The following is a 17,581-nucleotide window of genomic DNA, read 5'->3' as shown; positions in this document are numbered from 1 at the left end:
GTTTATTTCTAGATTCACATTTAATTTATCTTATCGATAAGCGATGTAGAATCTTTTAACCTATTAATAGGAATCGTCATGTCAGAGCTGACTAAAACACTTCTAAATATCCGTAGCCTTCGTGCATTTTCTCGTGAGCTGACTCTAGAACAATTGGAAGAAGCTCTAGATAAACTAACTATCGTTGTTCAAGAGCGTCAAGAAGCAGAAGAAGCAGACCGCGCAGCACAAGCTGAGCAAGAAGCTAAACTGGCTGCTATCGCTGAGCAAATCGCTCAAGACGGTATCGATGTTGAAGCGCTAATTAGTGCACTTGCTGGTGAAACAAAAACTAAAGCAAAAACTAAACGTGCTCCTCGCCCTGCTAAATACAAATACACTGACGTAAGCGGTGAAGAGAAAACTTGGACAGGTCAAGGTCGTACACCTTCTGCAATCCAAGAGCAACTAGATGCAGGTAAATCTCTAGATGATTTCCTAATCTAAGAATAGATTTATGAAATTTTAAAAAGGTTCCCTATGGGAGCCTTTTTTATTTTTCTGTAAATAGATACAAAAATGGCGCATTTTGAATGCGCCATTTTTTGCGTATGTGAGAAGTTGGTTAATTCAACAGAATCTATTAACGTTCCCAGTATGCTTCTTCTAAACTATCTTCGCGCTCAGGAAGACCACGAGAAAGACGTGGTGAATGCTGCACTAACACTTCGTAACTCGCGCGGTTTGCGTATTTACAAACTTGAGAGAACGAAGAGTAAGTTAAATACTCATTGCTGTGCTTGCTAGAGTTAGGCACATTTTCTTTGTGGTATTTATTTGCAGCCATATCGTGAAGTACTGCTGACAATGCTGCATCACCTGCGCCATTAGTATTTTTAATTTTTTCTGGGCCACCCATGTATGGGGAGATATGTGAATATACTTTGATTGCATTTTCACATGAGTCTTTCTTTGCAGGTCGGCTAAATTCAAAACGGTTGAATTCGGCAATAGAACCAGGAAGCAGCGGCAACGACGTTTCACGCTTCGCGCTTTCTTCTGTATAACCCGCCATAAATAGACCAACAGGACCTGCTGTACATAACACAAGGTCAGCCCACTCAAGCGTCTTATCCGACGCCGCTAGCGGATCAGATTCGCCCGTTAGCGCTTCCGCTTCGTCTTCATTCATTGCAACAACGGATACATTGTCACGAATAAATTCTTGCCAGAATGTTGGGTCATCTTGAATAACAAATTTAGTTCCTAGTGTTAGTACCACAGGAACATCATGTTTCTTCGCGTATTCAATTGCACGCATCGTTGCTTCCGGCATTGGGTCGCCTTCTTTACAACGAACTAGGTAAGCAGTCAGTACTAACGCAGACGCGCTCTTGAAGATTTTCTCAGGGATGTTGTCTGGGTGAAGTTGGTTCATTTGACCTTCACTGATTGCGAAAGTACGTTCACCATCTTCTGTAATCAGAGCGAAACAGCGACCGATGGCACCTTCAACACCTTGTAGGTAGTTCAGGTCCATACGGCTAGAAGTGTTACATAGGTAGCGGTAACCGTAGCTTCCAATTTTGATGTCCTGACTCATTACACCCAAAAGCGTTGAACGGTCATCCGCTAACACAGAATAGTTGTGTAGCGTGTTACCAATTGTGCCACCAGCATACTCATTGGTAATTAAGCATTCTTCTTTTAGCTGTTGGTATAGCGCTTCTGCAGTCGCGTCATCAATTACCAACGAGTGTCCTTTACTCAAACCGTACTTTTCAATCACATCCGTTGTAACTTTCGCTTCAATATCAACCAGCGTTTGGTCAATGCCGATGATGTGAGTGCGCGTCATCTTTTTGCTTTCTTGTGCTTGGCTCACCAATGGGTCACGAGCATGAACAGGAAAATAGTGCTTCGATTTGCGTTGTCCAGGAAATTTCATATTGTTAGTCTGAGTAAGGGGATGAAAAGGAGAACGGATTCTATACCGCCGTCATTAAAGCAGCAATAAAGGCAATTATAGCAAACGTTTGCAGTCCGCTTTTTTCTTTCAATCGCCCTATTCGCCTTCCATGAAACCAAGATCTGGCAGTTGTTCGAGGTGTTCACTGTAACGCTTAAGGTCGAACTCCCCACCGTTCTTCATTACGTCAAAAATCTCAATAGACATAGCACACGCCATCATCGCCACCGCATCTTCACGTGGTGTGCCTGTCATCATTAGACGCATCAGCGTTTCTTTCACCTTAAGTGGATTACCATCTTCAAGTTGATTTTCAACAATTTCAATCAACTCAGCTTCTTGCATAAATTGGTTTTCTTCAGTCATTTGATTTTTCCTCTTGGATTTTTGCCAACTATGCCATATATAACCCTTCTATACTTATCGAATTTAATACTCACGTTCGCATTTGGATAAATTTAAGCCAAAATCGAAGTGTGATTTCGATCTCGGATCTGTCACCGGTCAGTGGATTCTGGTAGAATCTGCGTCCCGTTAATTTTAGTGGTGTTTAGTAATGTCTGATAACAGCCAAAAGAAAGTCATCGTCGGTATGTCCGGCGGCGTTGATTCATCTGTTTCTGCGTATCTTCTAAAGCAACAAGGCTACCAAGTAGAAGGCCTGTTCATGAAGAACTGGGAAGAAGATGACAACGAAGAATATTGTACAGCAGCAGAAGATCTTGCTGATGCGCAGGCAGTATGTGACAAGCTAGGCATCCACCTACACACTATCAACTTTGCTGCTGAATACTGGGATAATGTATTTGAATACTTCCTTGCGGAATACAAAGCAGGTCGTACACCAAACCCAGACATTCTTTGTAACAAAGAAATCAAATTCAAAGCATTTCTAGAATTTGCGGATGAAGTGCTTGATGCAGATTACATCGCAATGGGTCACTATGTGCGTCGTTCTTTCCCAGAAGACGCTTTACCTGGTGAAGAACAGGAAAAACCACAAATGCTACGTGGTCTAGATGGCAACAAAGACCAGAGCTACTTCCTATACACATTAAGCCACGAGCAGATTGCACGTAGCCTATTCCCTGTTGGTGATTTAGAGAAGCCAGAAGTGCGCCGTATCGCAGAAGAGCAAGACCTGATCACAGCGAAGAAGAAAGATTCTACCGGTATCTGTTTCATCGGTGAACGTAAGTTTACGGAATTCCTAGGTCGTTACCTTCCTGCTCAACCGGGTAATATCGAAACGCCAGAAGGCGAAGTGATCGGTCAGCATCAAGGTTTGATGTACCACACATTAGGTCAACGCAAAGGTCTTCATATCGGTGGTCGTAAAGGCGGTGGCGGTAACGAAGACCCATGGTTTGTTGGTGAGAAAGATCTAGAACGTAACGTTTTGATTGCGGTTCAAGGTAAAGACCACCCAATGCTGAAATCAGAAGGTCTACTTGCATCACAACTTCACTGGGTAGATCGTGAGCCAATTCGCGATGTTATGAAGTGCACAGTGAAAACTCGTTACCGTCAGGAAGATATTCCTTGTACAATCATCCCTATCGATGATGAAAACATTAAAGTGATCTTTGACGAGCCACAAATTGCTGTAACGCCAGGTCAATCAGCCGTGTTCTATAAAGATGACGTGTGCCTTGGTGGCGGCATCATCGAGCAACGCATTAAATATTCTCAAGCTTAGGAGTCGTTACGTGGCGAATACACTTTATGACCGTACTATCGCTTTTGCAGGTATCTGCCAAGCTGTTGCTTTGGTTCAACAGGTAGCGAGAGACGGACATTGTGATCAAGATGCCTTTGAAACGTCAATTAACGCCATTTTGAATACTAGCCCAGCCAACACCATCGGTGTTTTCGGTCGCGAAGCCGACCTTAAGCTGGGTCTTGAATGCTTGGTGAAAGGGATTGATAGCACCCCATCTGGAAGTGAAGTCACTCGCTACATCATCAGCCTAATGGCATTAGAGCGCAAGCTATCGAGTCGTAACGATGCAATGTCACAACTTGGTGACCGCATTCAAATGGCTCAGCGTCAAACGGAACATTTTGAATTGCTAGATGATCAAATGATCAGCAACCTAGCGAGCATTTACTTGGATGTAGTCAGCCCTATTGGTCCTCGTATTCAAGTAACTGGTACTCCATCTATACTGCAACAAACCGCTAACCAGCACAAAGTTCGTGCGTTGTTGTTATCGGGTATTCGTAGCGCAGTACTCTGGCGTCAAGTTGGCGGTAAACGTCGCCACCTGATCTTCGGACGCAAGAAGATGGTAGAGCAAGCACAAATCCTTCTTGCTCGAATGTAATAAGGTATCAAGTAAGCAGCTCGCGTTTATCGCGAGCTCATTTTTTTCGATCAAAACAAATCTCGCGCAAACGTTTGCGCAATATTCGTGACAATTGCCACAGTTATTGGTATAAAGCTCACGAAATTTAGAAACCCAATTCAGGAGAACATCATGGAACTGTCAGCATTGACTGCTGTTTCACCAGTAGACGGCCGTTACGGAAGCAAGACAATTGCGTTACGCGAAATTTTCAGTGAATACGGTCTACTAAAGTACCGTACTATCGTTGAAATCCGCTGGCTACAAAAGCTTGCTGCTACTGCTGAAATTGCAGAAGTGCCAGCGTTTAGCGCAGAAGCAAACCAATTCCTAGACGACCTTGCTGCAAACTTCTCTGAAGAAGATGCACGCCGAATCAAAGAGATCGAGCGTACAACTAACCACGACGTTAAAGCGGTTGAGTACTTCCTAAAAGAGAAAGTAGCAGACGTTCCTGAACTGCACGCAGTAAACGAGTTCTTCCACTTTGCATGTACTTCTGAAGACATCAACAACACTTCACACGCTCTTATGCTTAAAGAAGCGCGTGAGAACGTGATTCTTCCAGAAATCCGTAACCTAATCGACGCTATCAAAGCGCTAGCAGTGGAATACCGCGACATTCCTCTTCTATCTCGTACACACGGTCAGCCAGCTTCTCCATCAACAATGGGTAAAGAAATGGCAAACGTGGCGTACCGTATGGAGCGTCAATTCAAGCAAATCGAAAACGTTGAGATCCTAGCGAAAATCAACGGTGCAGTAGGTAACTACAACGCACACCTTTCTGCTTACCCAGAGCTAGATTGGCACAAGTTCTCTGAAGAGTTCATCACAGAGTCTCTAGGCGTAACTTGGAACCCTTACACAACTCAGATCGAACCGCACGATTACATCGCTGAACTGTTCGACGCTATCGCTCGTTTCAACACTATCCTGATTGACTTCGACCGTGACGTTTGGGGTTACATCGCACTAGGTCACTTCAAGCAAAAAACCATTGCTGGTGAGATTGGCTCTTCAACAATGCCTCACAAAGTTAACCCAATCGACTTTGAAAACTCAGAAGGTAACCTAGGTCTTGCGAACGCTGTATTCGGTCACCTAGCACAGAAACTACCTATCTCTCGTTGGCAACGTGACCTAACTGACTCAACAGTTCTACGTAACCTTGGTGTTGGTGTTGGCTACGCAATTATCGCTTACACTTCTACGCTTAAAGGCATCAGCAAGCTAGAAGTAAACCGCGAAGCACTTCTTGCTGAACTAGACAAGAACTGGGAAGTACTTGCAGAACCAGTACAAACAGTAATGCGTCGTTACGGCATCGAGAAGCCTTACGAGAAACTAAAAGAACTGACTCGTGGTAAGCGTGTAGATGGTGAAGCAATGCGTAACTTCATCGACGGTCTTGAGCTTCCTGAGCACGAGAAAGCGCGACTTAAAGAGATGACACCAGCGAACTACATCGGTCAAGCAATTGAGTTGACAGACAAGCTGTAAGAGAATCGAATGATAAAGAGGGTTGACGTGAAAGCGTCAACCCTTTCTTTATTTTAGGGGGAACGAACTACACCCTATGCAGTGCAGTGATTCGGAATAATGGATAAGGCTCTATTCATGAAGCGAAGCGTTCTCGAAGACCAGCATTACCAGCAATTTTATTGCCTCTGAAAAAACAGAGTAATCGTCCCTACTTCGATCCCAAACTTCTTGATCTTAGTGAGATTAAACACGTGCATTTCGTCTTGGCGGTAGAGCCAGTCATCAAATGAAACCGTGATAGTTGAATCATCCATTTTTAGCTCAAAACCGTACTGCCATTGCAGAGCGTTTCCTACCTCTTTGCCCGTAGCGACACCAATAATATCATCCGCTTTCCCCTGATAAGTACCGTCGGCAAGTTTGGTAATGACCCAGATTCGCTGGTCAAGTTCACCATCGTCAAAGACAAAGTCTTCCACCAGCGTTAACTCATTGCCTTCAACCGTTCCGACAATATCGACTTCAAAGCGGCGAGTTTGCTTCTCGGTGTAATCTTGAACCATCCCCCACGCTTTGACATCGCCTTCAAAGTAGCCAAATAGATCAAAAGCCGGTGAGGACGCCTGGTAATTATCTATGTCAGCCGAACATGCGCCGAGTAACGTTGCAGCAGCGACAACCGATGCTTTGATCATTCGTTTTATTATTTTCACTGCCTCACCTGCCCAATCAGTTGTTTACGAAGTTTGGGGAATTCCGTCTGTGGTGATAACCAAATTGAAAGAAAGGCATCATTGAGGCGCTCATCATTCACATAACCAACCGTCTGGTAAGGTTTACTGCCTGCTTGACGATAAATCAGTTGACCATTTTTACCATCAGTAAGGTAGGTAAGCTCATCGCCTTTCTTGATGTCAGGAAACATAGTGTTCAATTCAGAAATCCACTGCTGGCGATAAGCCTGAGTAAAACCCAGCTTTTGCCATTGTTCGTCGGTCACATCAAGTAGCTGGTCTCTACTGATATCGCGCTGATAGTTAATCTCGAGTGCAAATGGATGGGGAGAAATATCACCGGACACCATATATATGCCCTCAGGCGCTTTTAAGCGAGATTTATAGATATCAAACACGAACCAAGTGAGCTGCGCTTCGCCGACAGTTTGCCATTGCTGCCAATCGCTATTTGTTACTCCGTTTGTACTCGTCACACTTTGCGCTTGCAAAGGCACCGCACAGAATAAGGAGGCGACTATTACACTGCTAGTCAGTTTCCGTTTCCAATTTATCTTCCAACTTTTCATTTCCGTACACCTTGAGTATCAATAGCATCATCAAACACCATTCAACGAACAAAATCGCTAGTGTCGCGCTAACGCTGAAACCAAACTCGACAGCCTCAAGCTTATAACCGGCAAAGTAGCTGGCTGTGCCTCCGAGACCACCTACTATTGATACGTAAATTTTGGGGAAACGGTACAAAATTGACTTAAGTTGATAAGCGTACCAAGAGAACAGAACCCACAAACAGGTGAGCCATAAGGGTAACCACGTGGTCGGAAATATAAAGACAGAAAATTGCTTATTGAGTGTGTCTAGCACCAAACCCACAAAGACAACCATTGCGATACGTTTGAGAGCAAAGGGCTCCACTCTCCAACAATGTACTATCGTCAGCAATGTAAGTATTAAGGTCAGCGACTGCCACTGATAGGTTCCAAGTACAGCTAAAAACCAGCATAGTTGGAACCAAGTTGACGCTAAAAACACTTTCATGACGAACTACGGACGCTGAAACGTCATATGAACCGCACTGATCGTGCGAGCTAGAAACCCACCTTCACAGTAACTTAGATAGTATCGCCACATACGTACAAAGCGATCATCGTAACCAAACGCACGCACGTCATGCTCTGATTGATTAAAGCGGTGGTGCCATTCGTTAAGCGTCTTGGCGTAATCCAACCCAATATCAAACAAGTCTCGCGTCACCAGGTCACTGTGTTTAGTTGTTGCTTGAGTGAGTGACGTTACCGAAGGTAAAAAACCGCCGGGGAAAATGTACTTCTGAATGAAGTCGACATTGTTGCTGTAGTAATCGTAACGCTGATCGGCAATAGTAATCGCTTGGATAGCCATCAAACCACCCGACTTTAGCAGGGACTCACACTTCTTGATATAAGAAGGTAAAAATTGCTTACCCACGGCTTCTATCATCTCAATAGAAACAAGCTTGTCATAAGACCCCGTTAAGTTTCGGTAATCTTCTTTGAGCAAGGTGATTTTGTCGGTCAAACCACGCTCATTTATCTTCTGTTCTGCGTAGGCATGCTGTTCTTCAGAAATGGTTGTCGTGGTCACTCGACAGCCATACTGCTCAGCCATATAAATCGCCATTGCGCCCCAACCGGTACCAATTTCAATGACATGGTCGCTAGGTTTAAGCTCAAGCTGTTGACACAGGCGTTCCATCTTATTGATTTGCGCCTGCTCTAATGAGTCATCCACTTGGTTGTACAGGGCCGACGAGTACAGCATATTCGTATCAAGAAATGCTTCATACAAATTGTTGCCTAAATCGTAATGAGCGTGAATGTTTTTGCGCGAATTTTCTTGCGAATTGCGATTGGTCCAATGACTGACCTTATATAACAGCCTCGTTATCCAGCTGCCCTGCTCTTCAAGCTTATCCAGCGCTCGCATGTTAAGCGCCATTAGCTTCATCAATGCTGTCAGATCTGGACTATCCCACCACCCATCCATATACGCTTCACCCGCAGCGATACTGCCGCCCTGTAGAATTCGGGAGTAGAACCCCGGATGCTTAACTTCAATAGTTGCAGCAACGGGTTCTCCGTTATGCTCACCATTGGGCGTCGAAAAACGTTCGCTACGCTCAGTCGTTTCTGTCTTGAAACTCTCAATGACCGTTAAGCATCCAATCTCCATCTTTTGCAGACACTGAAAAAGAACTCCACGGGCCGCTCTTTGCGTTGTTGTTAATTCACGCGGCATTGCGATAGAAGTTGTATTTAACATGCAGAGTTCTCCTTATGCTTATTATTTTTCTTGTCTTCACCCACATGGTTAGCTTCGCCCTTACTGGATTGAGCGTATTTTGGATGTGAGTAAAAAGGTGCGCCTTTAATCCACAATTTCAGCGCGTGCCAATAAATACCAACCATTACTTTTACCGTTTGAATCGGCGTAACAATCAAGCATTTCAACAAGGTATTACTTGAAAAGGGCTTGGCTTTCATAGCCATAGTCGCATCAAAATGTTTTTCGTCTTTATGGCATTCCAAATGAATATTCAGCTTGTCTGTTAAAGGTTTTATTTTCCATCGGTACAGTTGGTCGATTGGATTGAAAGGAGAAACATGAAATGCTTTGTTCTGCTCCCACCCAAACTCTTCATCTTGCTCGTCCGCTGCTACCGCATAATAATGACGTTCATTCCAAGGTGTGTTGCTCACCTCTGCGAGAAGGTACTTCCATTCCCCTTCTTTGTTATAAACGTAGTAGAAATTGACCGGACTGAAATAGAGTCCTAGATAACGTAAGTGACAAACCGCTATCACTTTACCGGTCAAACGAACACCAGCTAGCGCTTCCAGTTTGTCTTGAACCGCAGATTTTACGCACCCTTTTCCACCAATATAATCACTGCGCTTAAAACGTGCCCAATGCCACCATCGCGAACCAAAGCCCCATACTTTTTTCTCTAACGCTTCGAGCTCGTCCACGTCGATGGCTGGCATAAATAGTGAGTAATTCAACTCATGCTTTATAGGCGTAAAGCGACGGTGACGGACGTTGCCTATAAATAATCTGCTGTTCATCTGACTATCCATATCATGCCGCGCCTTTTTCAAAAGGAACCACATTTTGCTCGCGGTACTTTTCTTCTAGCCCTTGAACAACATCGAGTGCGCTACGGACACCATCTTCATGGAAACCGTTGTACCAATAAGCACCGCAGAACCATGTGCCTTGTATACCTTGAACTTCGTCTTTACGTTGCTGCGCAGCGATAGACTCCATCGTAAATACAGGGTGATGATAAGTGAATGAGCGTAGGATTTTGCTTGGATCGATTTGTTCCGTACTGTTCAAAGTGACACAGAAAGTATGCTCAGACTGGACATGCTGAAGGATATTCATGTTGTAAGTAAGCGAAGGAAGTCGTTGCTGCTCATCTTCACTGCCTTCTAGCAGATAATTCCATGACGCCCACGCTGCCTTACGTTTTGGGAGTAAACGGGTGTCTGTATGCAGTACAACCTCGTTTGCTTGATAGGTCATATCCCCTAGAATTTCCTGCTCGGTTTGGCTGATATCTCCTAGCATTCTCATTGCTTGATCACTGTGACAAGCGAAGATAACGTCATCAAACCAATGTGTTTCTCCATGAACCTGAACACCTACGCCATTTTCAGTTCGGACAACTTTCTCTACAGGGCTGTTTAGACGAATATCATTGGCATAGCCTTTCGTTAGAGGCGTGATGTAAGAGCGAGAGCCACCTTTAACCACGTACCATTGTGGGCGATTTGTAATATCCAACAAACCGTGGTTGAGGAAGAAGCGTAAGAAAAACATAAGCGGGAATGCACGCATATCCGCTAGTGTCGACGACCAAATTGCAGCGCCCATCGGCAAGATGTAGTTGTCGGTAAAGAAAGCACTGAATTTGTGCTCATCCAGAAACGCTCCCAACGTCTGGTTATTAGTTAACTGTTCATTGGCAAAGCTTTTAGCCAGTTTGTTGAAGCGAAGGATTTCAAAAATAAAACGATAGAACTTTGGATTTGCCCAATTTCGTTTTTGAGCAAACAATGTCGATACAGTGTGTCCGTTGTACTCCAATCCATTACCATCATTTCTGACGCTGAAGCTCATCTGAGTAGGAATGCCTTCAACGCCAATTTCATCCATCATTTCTATGAAGTTTGGGTATGTGCGATCGTTGTATACGATAAACCCAGTGTCGATTGCATACTCTTTACCATCAAGACTGACATCAACAGTCGCCGTATGACCACCAACGTAATCATTCGCTTCAAACAACGTCACGTCATGTTCTTTATGTAAGTAATAGCCACATGTGAGACCAGATATCCCTGTACCTACGATGGCGATTTTTTTTCTTCCTGCCGTATTCATGATTCTTCCTTCTTATGATGCGAGTTTTGAGGTAAGCCGAGCTTGCCAGCTATACGGAAGCAACGAGATAAAACGCAGAACACCGGTGAATCTCGCCGGGAAATAAATATGGCTTTTGTTGGCATCCAACTGTTTTCGAATCGCAGCTGAAGCCTGATTGACAGAAACAATCATCGGCATGTCAAACGTGTTTTTGTCAGTAAGTGGCGTTTCGACAAAGCCAGGGAACACCGTCACCACTTTGATACCTTTCTTCTTCAAATCGACGGCTAGCGTACGTGCAAAGTAACTGACGGCTGCTTTTGAAGCGCCGTAGGCTTCAGCACGAGGCAATGCGACCTCTGACGCGATTGACCCGACAATTACGACGCGATGCCCACGTTCAAATTGCCCCTGACACGCTTCGACACAATTGGCTACACCAACGACGTTAACGTTCATAACACGCGCCATGAGTTGCGCATCAACAATGCCATCATCCATGTATTCACAGTCACCGGCATTGAAAATCCAAGTTTCAGGGATAAACGGCAGTTGAGAGAGAGCTTGAATTGTTTCGTCGTACTGAGTCACGTCGAAGCGTAAAGTCGACATGTTGGTTGAACCTTTTTCTAGCTCAGCCAATACAGCTTCGTTACGACCACATGCAATCACTTTCCAACCTTCATTGGCATAATCCAACGCGAGCTGTTTGCCAATGCCTGAAGTTGCCCCGGTGATAAGTACTGAGCCACTCATTGTCCTAACCTCTGTTTAATGGTTTTGACGACAGAACCTAGGAGCGGTAGGTTCTCGTAGAGCATTTCGCCCAAATCAAAATAATCACGATGGTAAATGACTTGCCCTTCACAAAACTTAAGGTGGGATACACCATTTACAGATATCGGCGCACCCTTTTGAAGCTTAGGATGTTGTAAATCCATCGTCCAAGTGAGAAACCCAGTTTCTCCGACTTGTTGATGGTCATGGATAACGAAGTCACAGCGAATGACATTGGTGTATAAGGACTGAAAGTAATCGGAAAGTGCAGGCCACCCTTCTAATCGATGGGCTGCATCTTCAAACACCACATCTCGGTGGTAAACCCCTTCAAGCAAATGCAAGTTTGCTTTACTCAACTTCTGATATATGTTGCCAACTGACTGAATGTCCATTCCTTTGCTCCTATACCACATCAAAAGTTGTACAAAAATATCATATGTACAAGATAGACCAATCATGAAAAGTTGTACAAAAATATTTTTGTATAACTTTGTTTCTGAACAGTGATACGTGATGAAGTACAGCAGAGATCAACAGACACAAAAAAAGGCTTGGTTAAAAAACCAAGCCTTTTCAAAATTTTAACTAGCAGTAAGTTGAACTGTTAGCTTACAACGTGATTAGTATTGTTGGCTACGTAGCGCTGCAATACGTTTATCTAACGGTGGGTGGCTCATTAGAAGTTCTGTCATCGAGCGCTTACCGTTAATACCAAATGCCATCATAGTGCCATCTAGTTGAGATTCGTGGCTCATCTTCAAGCGCTCTAGTGCTGCGATCATCTTCTCTTTACCGACTAATTGAGCAGCCCCTGCGTCTGCGTGGAATTCACGATGGCGGCTGTACCACATGGTTAAGAAACTTGCTAGGAACCCGAATACCAGTTCAAGTACCATAGATACACCAAAGTAAACCATCATGTTGGTACCTTGACCTTCCTCATCATCGTTAGAAGCAACAATATTTGCGATAAAGCGAGATAGGAAGATAACAAACGTATTCACCACGCCTTGCATTAGCGTCATCGTTACCATGTCACCATTAGCGATGTGGCTAACTTCGTGCGCCAATACCGCTTCTGCTTCATCACGGGTCATGTTGTGTAGCAGACCGGTAGAAACTGCAACCAATGAATCGTCGCGTTTTGCACCCGTTGCGAATGCGTTGATGTCCGCAGAATCATAAATTGCAACAGTTGGCATACCAATGCCAGCTTGCTGAGCTTGACGTCCAACCGTTTCAAGAAGCCAATGCTCTGTTTCGTTACGAGGACTTTCGATGACCATGCCACCCACAGAACGCAGTGCCATGCCCTTAGACATCATTAACGAAATAAATGCGCCACCAAAACCAAATACAGCAGCCATCACAAGTAGACCAGATAGACTGCCTGGTTGCATTCCAGTTACAGCGTAAACAATATTCAGAACAACACTAAGCACTAGCACAACAGCTAGGTTAGTTGCTAGGAATAACATAATTCGCTTCATTACTTTTCTCCGAGGAAGCTTATCGTTTTTTAAAACAGATGTTTTTTAAACGGATTATTATATGGAACAGGTTTTTATAAGTAACAGAACGCTTGAAAAGCTGATTCCGCTTAGTTTCGTGCTCCGTTGCGTTATAGATATAGTCTATCCGCGATAAAAACAAGGTTAAGCAATAAATTGCAACATTTGTTTTCGAGACTGAAACAATGACAACGCTCTGAATCCTGCATCTTGAAGTCACTTGGGTATACACACCTTTTTACACTCTTAAATCAGCACTTTAGACCGAGTATAGACTTTGGTCTTATTGTGCGACTATCTGTACGTGCTAGATTCGGGTTAAATGAACGAAACGGGGTTAGCTTTTAGGACAATTAAGCAGCTCCAAACTTCCATGTCTTGAGGGAAAAATCATGGTAGAAACTAACGACTATCAAATGGCTATCGATCTACTTTGTTGTCATCTGGGTATCTCAGAGGATGAGGCAAAGCAACAACTAGGTATTTCAACCGATGCTCAAATGTCAAAGCGCGTTGCAGAAACACAACAGGCGTTGATGGGGCTTAGCCAAGAGAAATAAACTGAACGTCGAATCTTACGATTAGACACAAAGGTTTACACGAAAAAAGGGCTGCATTTCGCAGCCCTTTTGGTTTTAACTAAAACCTTATTACTTATACGTTCAGCAACGGCTCAACGTTGATGTATTTGCCTAACTCTTTACGTTTAGCACTTGGAATGTACGGGATCTCACCGAGTTTTGGCGCGTCTAGACGTTCTTCCAACATATCGATGATTTCTGCATAATGCTCTGTGCCCGGATTCACGCGATTTGCCACCCAGCCGACTAGATTTAAACCATCAGCTTTGATGATTTCAGCGGTGAGCAATGCATGGCTCAAACAACCCAGCTTAATACCTACAACCAATACGACAGGTAACTGCTCTTGCTGTACCCAAGTCGACAAGCTGTCTGTATCAGACACAGGCACACGCCAGCCACCAGCACCTTCCACTAGAACAATGTCAGATTGCTCTTTGTGTTGAGCCAATTTCTCGCTCAGTACTTCGTATTTAATTTCTACATGTTCATGTTTAGCGGCGATGTGAGGAGAAGCAGGTAATTCCAAAGCGTATGGGTTTACATCGTCGTATGCGATATCGAGTGTCGCCGCTTTCTGCAGATGCAATGCATCCGAGTTACGCCAACCTTCCGCCGTCTTGTCGCTTCCTGCTGCCACTGGCTTGTAACCAATGGTGTTAAGCCCTTTTGCACCAAGTGCTTGCAAAATAGCTTTAGACGCTACCGTTTTTCCTACATCAGTATCCGTACCAGCAATAAAAAATGCATCAATCATTTAACTATGACTCCAAAACAAACCTGATAACTTGCAGGTAGAAGACCTTGATCGTTTCTAAATGCTTGGTACGCGCGCTCAACCTGCAACAAAGTGCGACGGCTCGTCAGACCATGTGAGCGCCCGCTTACGTGATTTGCACCAATGCCTTTGAGATCACGCATGACAGAAAACGCTGAATCGTACCAAACTGTGATGGGGGTCAAGTCTAGATGATGGTTGTGGCACCAAGATTGCGCTAACGCAATTTTTACCTGATTGTGGGTAATAAAGTTATTCACGTGTTGATATGTATCAATTTTTGACCAAGCCTCACGCAACTCATAAAGCGAGCCATCGACTAGCGTAGAGAAACACCCGCTTCCCCCAACTTTTAAGACACGACGTATTTCTCTTAATGGGTAACTCAAATCTGTACACCATTGTAAAGCCAAACTAGAAAACACGTAGTCGAAGCTTTCATCATCAAAAGGCAAGTTTTCAGCATCAGCCAACTGATAATGCATGTATTCAGAACCACAACGTTGCTTTGCTTTATCTAACATGGCTTGAGAAATATCACCGCACACTACTTCTGCGCCCCGCTGCTGAAGAAGCTGAGAAAAGTAGCCAGTGCCACATCCTAAATCTAATACACGCTTGCCGGTTAAATTTGTAGGGAGCTTATTAAGTAACCGATGCCCAACGTCGCGTTGAAACGCTGCATGTTTATCGTATGTTTCTGCAGCTTTACCAAATGAAGAGGCAATCGCATCCTTATCTTGGTGAAAGCTCTCTAATGCGACCATTTGTGCTAAAGCGGAAGTTGCATTATCCATTACAGCGCTCCTAATGCTTGCTTCAATGCCATTGAAAGCGTTTTAACTTGTTCATTAGTGTGATTAGCAGTAAGCGTAATTCGAAGACGAGACGTCCCTTTCGGTACCGTCGGAGGACGAATAGCCGTCACCCAAATACCGTTCTGACGACAAGCACCTGCAACTTGCAAAGCCAAATCAGATTCACCAATCAAAAACGGCTTAATCGATGTTTGAGTCTCAACAAAACCGTCAAGATCACTGAGATTGTCTCTATACACTTTCCCCAACTCTGTCAGTTTTTCACGCCGCCACGACTGCTCTTGAATCATCGAGACAGCATGCGTCAGCGCATAGGCTTGTGCTGGAGGTATCGCCGTAGAATACACATGGTGACGAGCAAATTGAGTTAAAAAATCCCCCGTTGCGCGATCACATAAAATGGCTGCACCAGACATTCCAAATGCTTTGCCGAAGGTCACGATCAATATCTCGGGCTTAACCGCCGCCAATTCACATGAGCCACCGCCAGATTCCCCGAGAACACCGATACCATGAGCGTCGTCTACAGCAAGCCATGCATCATGATTACTGGTGACATCAGCGATATCAGCAAGTGGGGCACAGTCACCGTCCATGCTGAACACCCCTTCGGTAACCACAAGATTGTTATCTTCAGCGCTTATGAGTGATGAAAGGTGCTCGATATCGTTATGTTTGAAGCGCTTCATTTTAGCTGGTGACAACACACCAGCCTCCATCAAAGAGGCATGGTTCAAACGGTCTTGGAGCAATACGTCTGATTTTTCTAGCAGAGTAAACAGCAGCGCTTGGTTAGCACTGAAACCAGAGCCAAATAGGATTGCCCTCTCGTAGCCCAGCCATTCAGTTAGCGCCGCCTCTAAATTGCCATGCGCCGTACTAAACCCCGTAACCATTGGAGAAGCACCGCTGCCACTGCCATATACGCTCAAGCCTTGCTGCCAAGCACGAACAAGTGCTTGGTCATTTGCCAAGCCCAAATAATCATTACTTGAGAAATTGATGTAACGTCTGCCTTCGTGCTCCAAAATTGATTGGTTACCAGCAAACACCACATTCATGGAACGACTCAGCCCTCGCGTTTTACGTTCAGCAAGAGCGGATTCGATACGAGATTTAAACGCTGGCATCGTAGAAAAGATCGTCTTTTGTCGGGCGAGCAGCAACGCGCTCTACGACGCGATCGAGTAGCTCGTTTTCTTCGATTTCATCAGGTTTTTGAGACACCTCTTGGCTGTTAATGCCAAGCTTCTTAAACAACATCATGTCTTTGTCTTCAGAAGGGTTTGGTGTAGTTAGAAGCTTGCAGCCATAAAAAACAGAGTTAGCGCCGGCCATAAAGCAAAGCGTTTGCATTTGTTCGTTCATGTTTTCACGACCAGCCGATAAACGGACTGCGGATTGAGGCATCATGATTCTGGCAATGGCGATCAAACGAATAAAATCGAACGGTTCAACGTCATCAACTTCTTCGAGTGGTGTGCCCTTTACCTTTACTAGCATGTTGATTGGTACACTTTCAGGATGCACTGGCAAGTTAGCCAATTCAACCAACAAACCTGCTCGGTCATGTGCACTTTCACCCATACCAATGATACCGCCAGAACAAATTTTCATACCTGCATCACGAACGTGAGAAAGCGTGTCTAAGCGGTCTTGGTAAGTACGTGTGGTAATGATGTTGCCATAGAACTCAGGTGAGGTATCGAGGTTATGGTTGTAGTAATCCAGACCTGCAGTAGCCAATTGCTTAGCTTGATCTGGCGTTAACATACCTAACGTCATACAGGTTTCTAACCCCATGTCTTTCACACCTTTGATCATATCGGTCAAATGTGGCATGTCGCGCTCTTTCGGGTTTTTCCACGCAGCCCCCATACAGAAGCGGGTCGAGCCAGCGTTTTTCGCTTTTTGTGCAGCGTCGAGCACACGCTCAACTTCCATCAAACGTTCTTTTTCAATGTCTGTGGTGTAGCGAGCACTCTGAGGACAGTACTTACAATCTTCTGGACAAGCACCTGTCTTAATCGACAAAAGCGTGCTTACTTGAACATGGTTGGTTTGTTGATATTGACGATGAACAAGCTGCGCTTCGAATAGGAGATCCATGAATGGTTTTTCCATGAGATCGCGCACTTCAGCATGCGTCCAGTTATGACGAACTTCCACGTGTATTCCTTTAATC

Annotated in this window: 20 protein-coding genes; 5 read left to right on the top strand and 15 right to left on the bottom strand. The window is 44.5% G+C overall.

The features are described 5' to 3' along the window. Positions 1-78 precede the first annotated feature (78 nt). Positions 79-486 carry an H-NS family histone-like protein gene (locus tag AACR11_RS05060; RefSeq protein WP_005450770.1) on the top strand — a complete coding sequence of 136 codons (408 nt, stop codon included), beginning with the start codon at positions 79-81 and terminating at the stop codon, positions 484-486. Positions 487-622: 136 nt separating this feature from the next. Here AACR11_RS05060 and AACR11_RS05055 read toward each other — a convergent pair whose 3' ends face one another. Both AACR11_RS05055 and AACR11_RS05050 read right to left on the bottom strand, forming a co-directional pair. Then, positions 623-1,927, bottom strand: coding sequence for an inosine/guanosine kinase (locus AACR11_RS05055; protein WP_005450773.1), 1,305 nt, complete (start codon positions 1,925-1,927; stop codon positions 623-625). Between the two features lie 117 nt (positions 1,928-2,044). After that, complete coding sequence (locus tag AACR11_RS05050; RefSeq protein WP_005450775.1) at positions 2,045-2,314, bottom strand: hypothetical protein; 270 nt, start codon at positions 2,312-2,314, stop codon at positions 2,045-2,047. 190 nt (positions 2,315-2,504) lie between these two features. Here AACR11_RS05050 and mnmA point away from each other — a divergent pair, with 190 nt between their 5' ends. The 3 genes from mnmA (at position 2,505) to purB (ending at position 5,799) form a co-directional block, all read left to right on the top strand. After that, a complete protein-coding gene (gene mnmA / locus AACR11_RS05045; RefSeq protein ID WP_005450776.1) occupies positions 2,505-3,647 on the top strand; it encodes a tRNA 2-thiouridine(34) synthase MnmA in 1,143 nt (380 codons plus the stop codon). Positions 3,648-3,657: 10 nt separating this feature from the next. Then, positions 3,658-4,275, top strand: a complete 618-nt coding sequence (gene hflD / locus AACR11_RS05040; RefSeq protein WP_029789482.1) for a high frequency lysogenization protein HflD — start codon at positions 3,658-3,660, stop codon at positions 4,273-4,275. A gap of 153 nt (positions 4,276-4,428) precedes the next feature. Continuing rightward, positions 4,429-5,799, top strand: a complete 1,371-nt coding sequence (purB, locus tag AACR11_RS05035; RefSeq protein ID WP_005378198.1) for an adenylosuccinate lyase — start codon at positions 4,429-4,431, stop codon at positions 5,797-5,799. Positions 5,800-5,957: 158 nt separating this feature from the next. Here the strand turns inward: purB and AACR11_RS05030 are convergent, their stop codons facing one another. The 9 genes from AACR11_RS05030 to htpX form a co-directional block, all read right to left on the bottom strand. Beyond that, positions 5,958-6,476 carry a DUF3833 domain-containing protein gene (locus AACR11_RS05030; protein WP_029789483.1) on the bottom strand — a complete coding sequence of 173 codons (519 nt, stop codon included), beginning with the start codon at positions 6,474-6,476 and terminating at the stop codon, positions 5,958-5,960. A gap of 14 nt (positions 6,477-6,490) precedes the next feature. Next, positions 6,491-7,084: a chalcone isomerase family protein gene (locus tag AACR11_RS05025; protein ID WP_017188200.1), complete on the bottom strand. Its 594-nt coding sequence runs from the start codon at positions 7,082-7,084 to the stop codon at positions 6,491-6,493. Further along, entirely contained in the window at positions 7,044-7,556 is a 513-nt protein-coding gene (locus AACR11_RS05020; RefSeq protein ID WP_029789484.1) for a DUF2878 domain-containing protein, read from the bottom strand. Before AACR11_RS05020 ends, AACR11_RS05025 begins: the two co-directional genes overlap by 41 nt. 6 nt (positions 7,557-7,562) lie before the next feature. Next, positions 7,563-8,819, bottom strand: coding sequence for an SAM-dependent methyltransferase (locus AACR11_RS05015; RefSeq protein WP_029789485.1), 1,257 nt, complete (start codon positions 8,817-8,819; stop codon positions 7,563-7,565). Continuing rightward, positions 8,813-9,634, bottom strand: coding sequence for a DUF1365 domain-containing protein (locus AACR11_RS05010; protein WP_029789486.1), 822 nt, complete (start codon positions 9,632-9,634; stop codon positions 8,813-8,815). Before AACR11_RS05010 ends, AACR11_RS05015 begins: the two co-directional genes overlap by 7 nt. Before the next feature lies 1 nt (position 9,635). Further along, the gene (locus AACR11_RS05005; RefSeq protein WP_029789487.1) at positions 9,636-10,946 is read right to left on the bottom strand and encodes an NAD(P)/FAD-dependent oxidoreductase; all 1,311 of its coding nucleotides are present in this window, start codon (positions 10,944-10,946) and stop codon (positions 9,636-9,638) included. 12 nt (positions 10,947-10,958) lie between these two features. Beyond that, on the bottom strand, positions 10,959-11,684 hold the full coding sequence (locus AACR11_RS05000) for an SDR family oxidoreductase (protein WP_017819149.1): 726 nt from the start codon (positions 11,682-11,684) through the stop codon (positions 10,959-10,961). Beyond that, entirely contained in the window at positions 11,681-12,100 is a 420-nt protein-coding gene (locus tag AACR11_RS04995; protein WP_005450787.1) for a nuclear transport factor 2 family protein, read from the bottom strand. The genes AACR11_RS05000 and AACR11_RS04995 overlap by 4 nt, the downstream gene beginning before the upstream one ends. Positions 12,101-12,328: 228 nt before the next feature. Further along, positions 12,329-13,198, bottom strand: coding sequence for a protease HtpX (gene htpX / locus AACR11_RS04990; RefSeq protein ID WP_005450788.1), 870 nt, complete (start codon positions 13,196-13,198; stop codon positions 12,329-12,331). 413 nt (positions 13,199-13,611) lie between these two features. On the opposite strand from htpX, the gene AACR11_RS04985 reads away from it, so the two are divergent. Continuing rightward, a complete protein-coding gene (locus AACR11_RS04985; RefSeq protein ID WP_005450789.1) occupies positions 13,612-13,779 on the top strand; it encodes a hypothetical protein in 168 nt (55 codons plus the stop codon). A 94-nt stretch (positions 13,780-13,873) separates the two neighbouring features. On the opposite strand, the gene bioD is transcribed toward AACR11_RS04985, so the two are convergent. From bioD to bioB, 4 genes are read right to left on the bottom strand one after another with little or no spacing between them, the layout of a single operon-like run. After that, positions 13,874-14,557: a dethiobiotin synthase gene (gene bioD / locus AACR11_RS04980; protein ID WP_009698190.1), complete on the bottom strand. Its 684-nt coding sequence runs from the start codon at positions 14,555-14,557 to the stop codon at positions 13,874-13,876. Further along, on the bottom strand, positions 14,554-15,375 hold the full coding sequence (gene bioC, locus AACR11_RS04975) for a malonyl-ACP O-methyltransferase BioC (protein WP_005450793.1): 822 nt from the start codon (positions 15,373-15,375) through the stop codon (positions 14,554-14,556). The genes bioD and bioC overlap by 4 nt, the downstream gene beginning before the upstream one ends. Beyond that, positions 15,375-16,526 carry an 8-amino-7-oxononanoate synthase gene (gene bioF / locus AACR11_RS04970; RefSeq protein WP_079325584.1) on the bottom strand — a complete coding sequence of 384 codons (1,152 nt, stop codon included), beginning with the start codon at positions 16,524-16,526 and terminating at the stop codon, positions 15,375-15,377. The genes bioC and bioF overlap by 1 nt, the downstream gene beginning before the upstream one ends. Then, on the bottom strand, positions 16,513-17,565 hold the full coding sequence (gene bioB / locus AACR11_RS04965; protein ID WP_005450797.1) for a biotin synthase BioB: 1,053 nt from the start codon (positions 17,563-17,565) through the stop codon (positions 16,513-16,515). The genes bioF and bioB overlap by 14 nt, the downstream gene beginning before the upstream one ends. Positions 17,566-17,581: the final 16 nt, after the last annotated feature.

The sequence above is a fragment of the Vibrio sp. L85 genome (assembly GCF_963871815.1).
Taxonomy (GTDB): domain Bacteria; phylum Pseudomonadota; class Gammaproteobacteria; order Enterobacterales; family Vibrionaceae; genus Vibrio; species Vibrio harveyi.
This window is presented reverse-complemented; position numbering and strand designations above follow the sequence as displayed.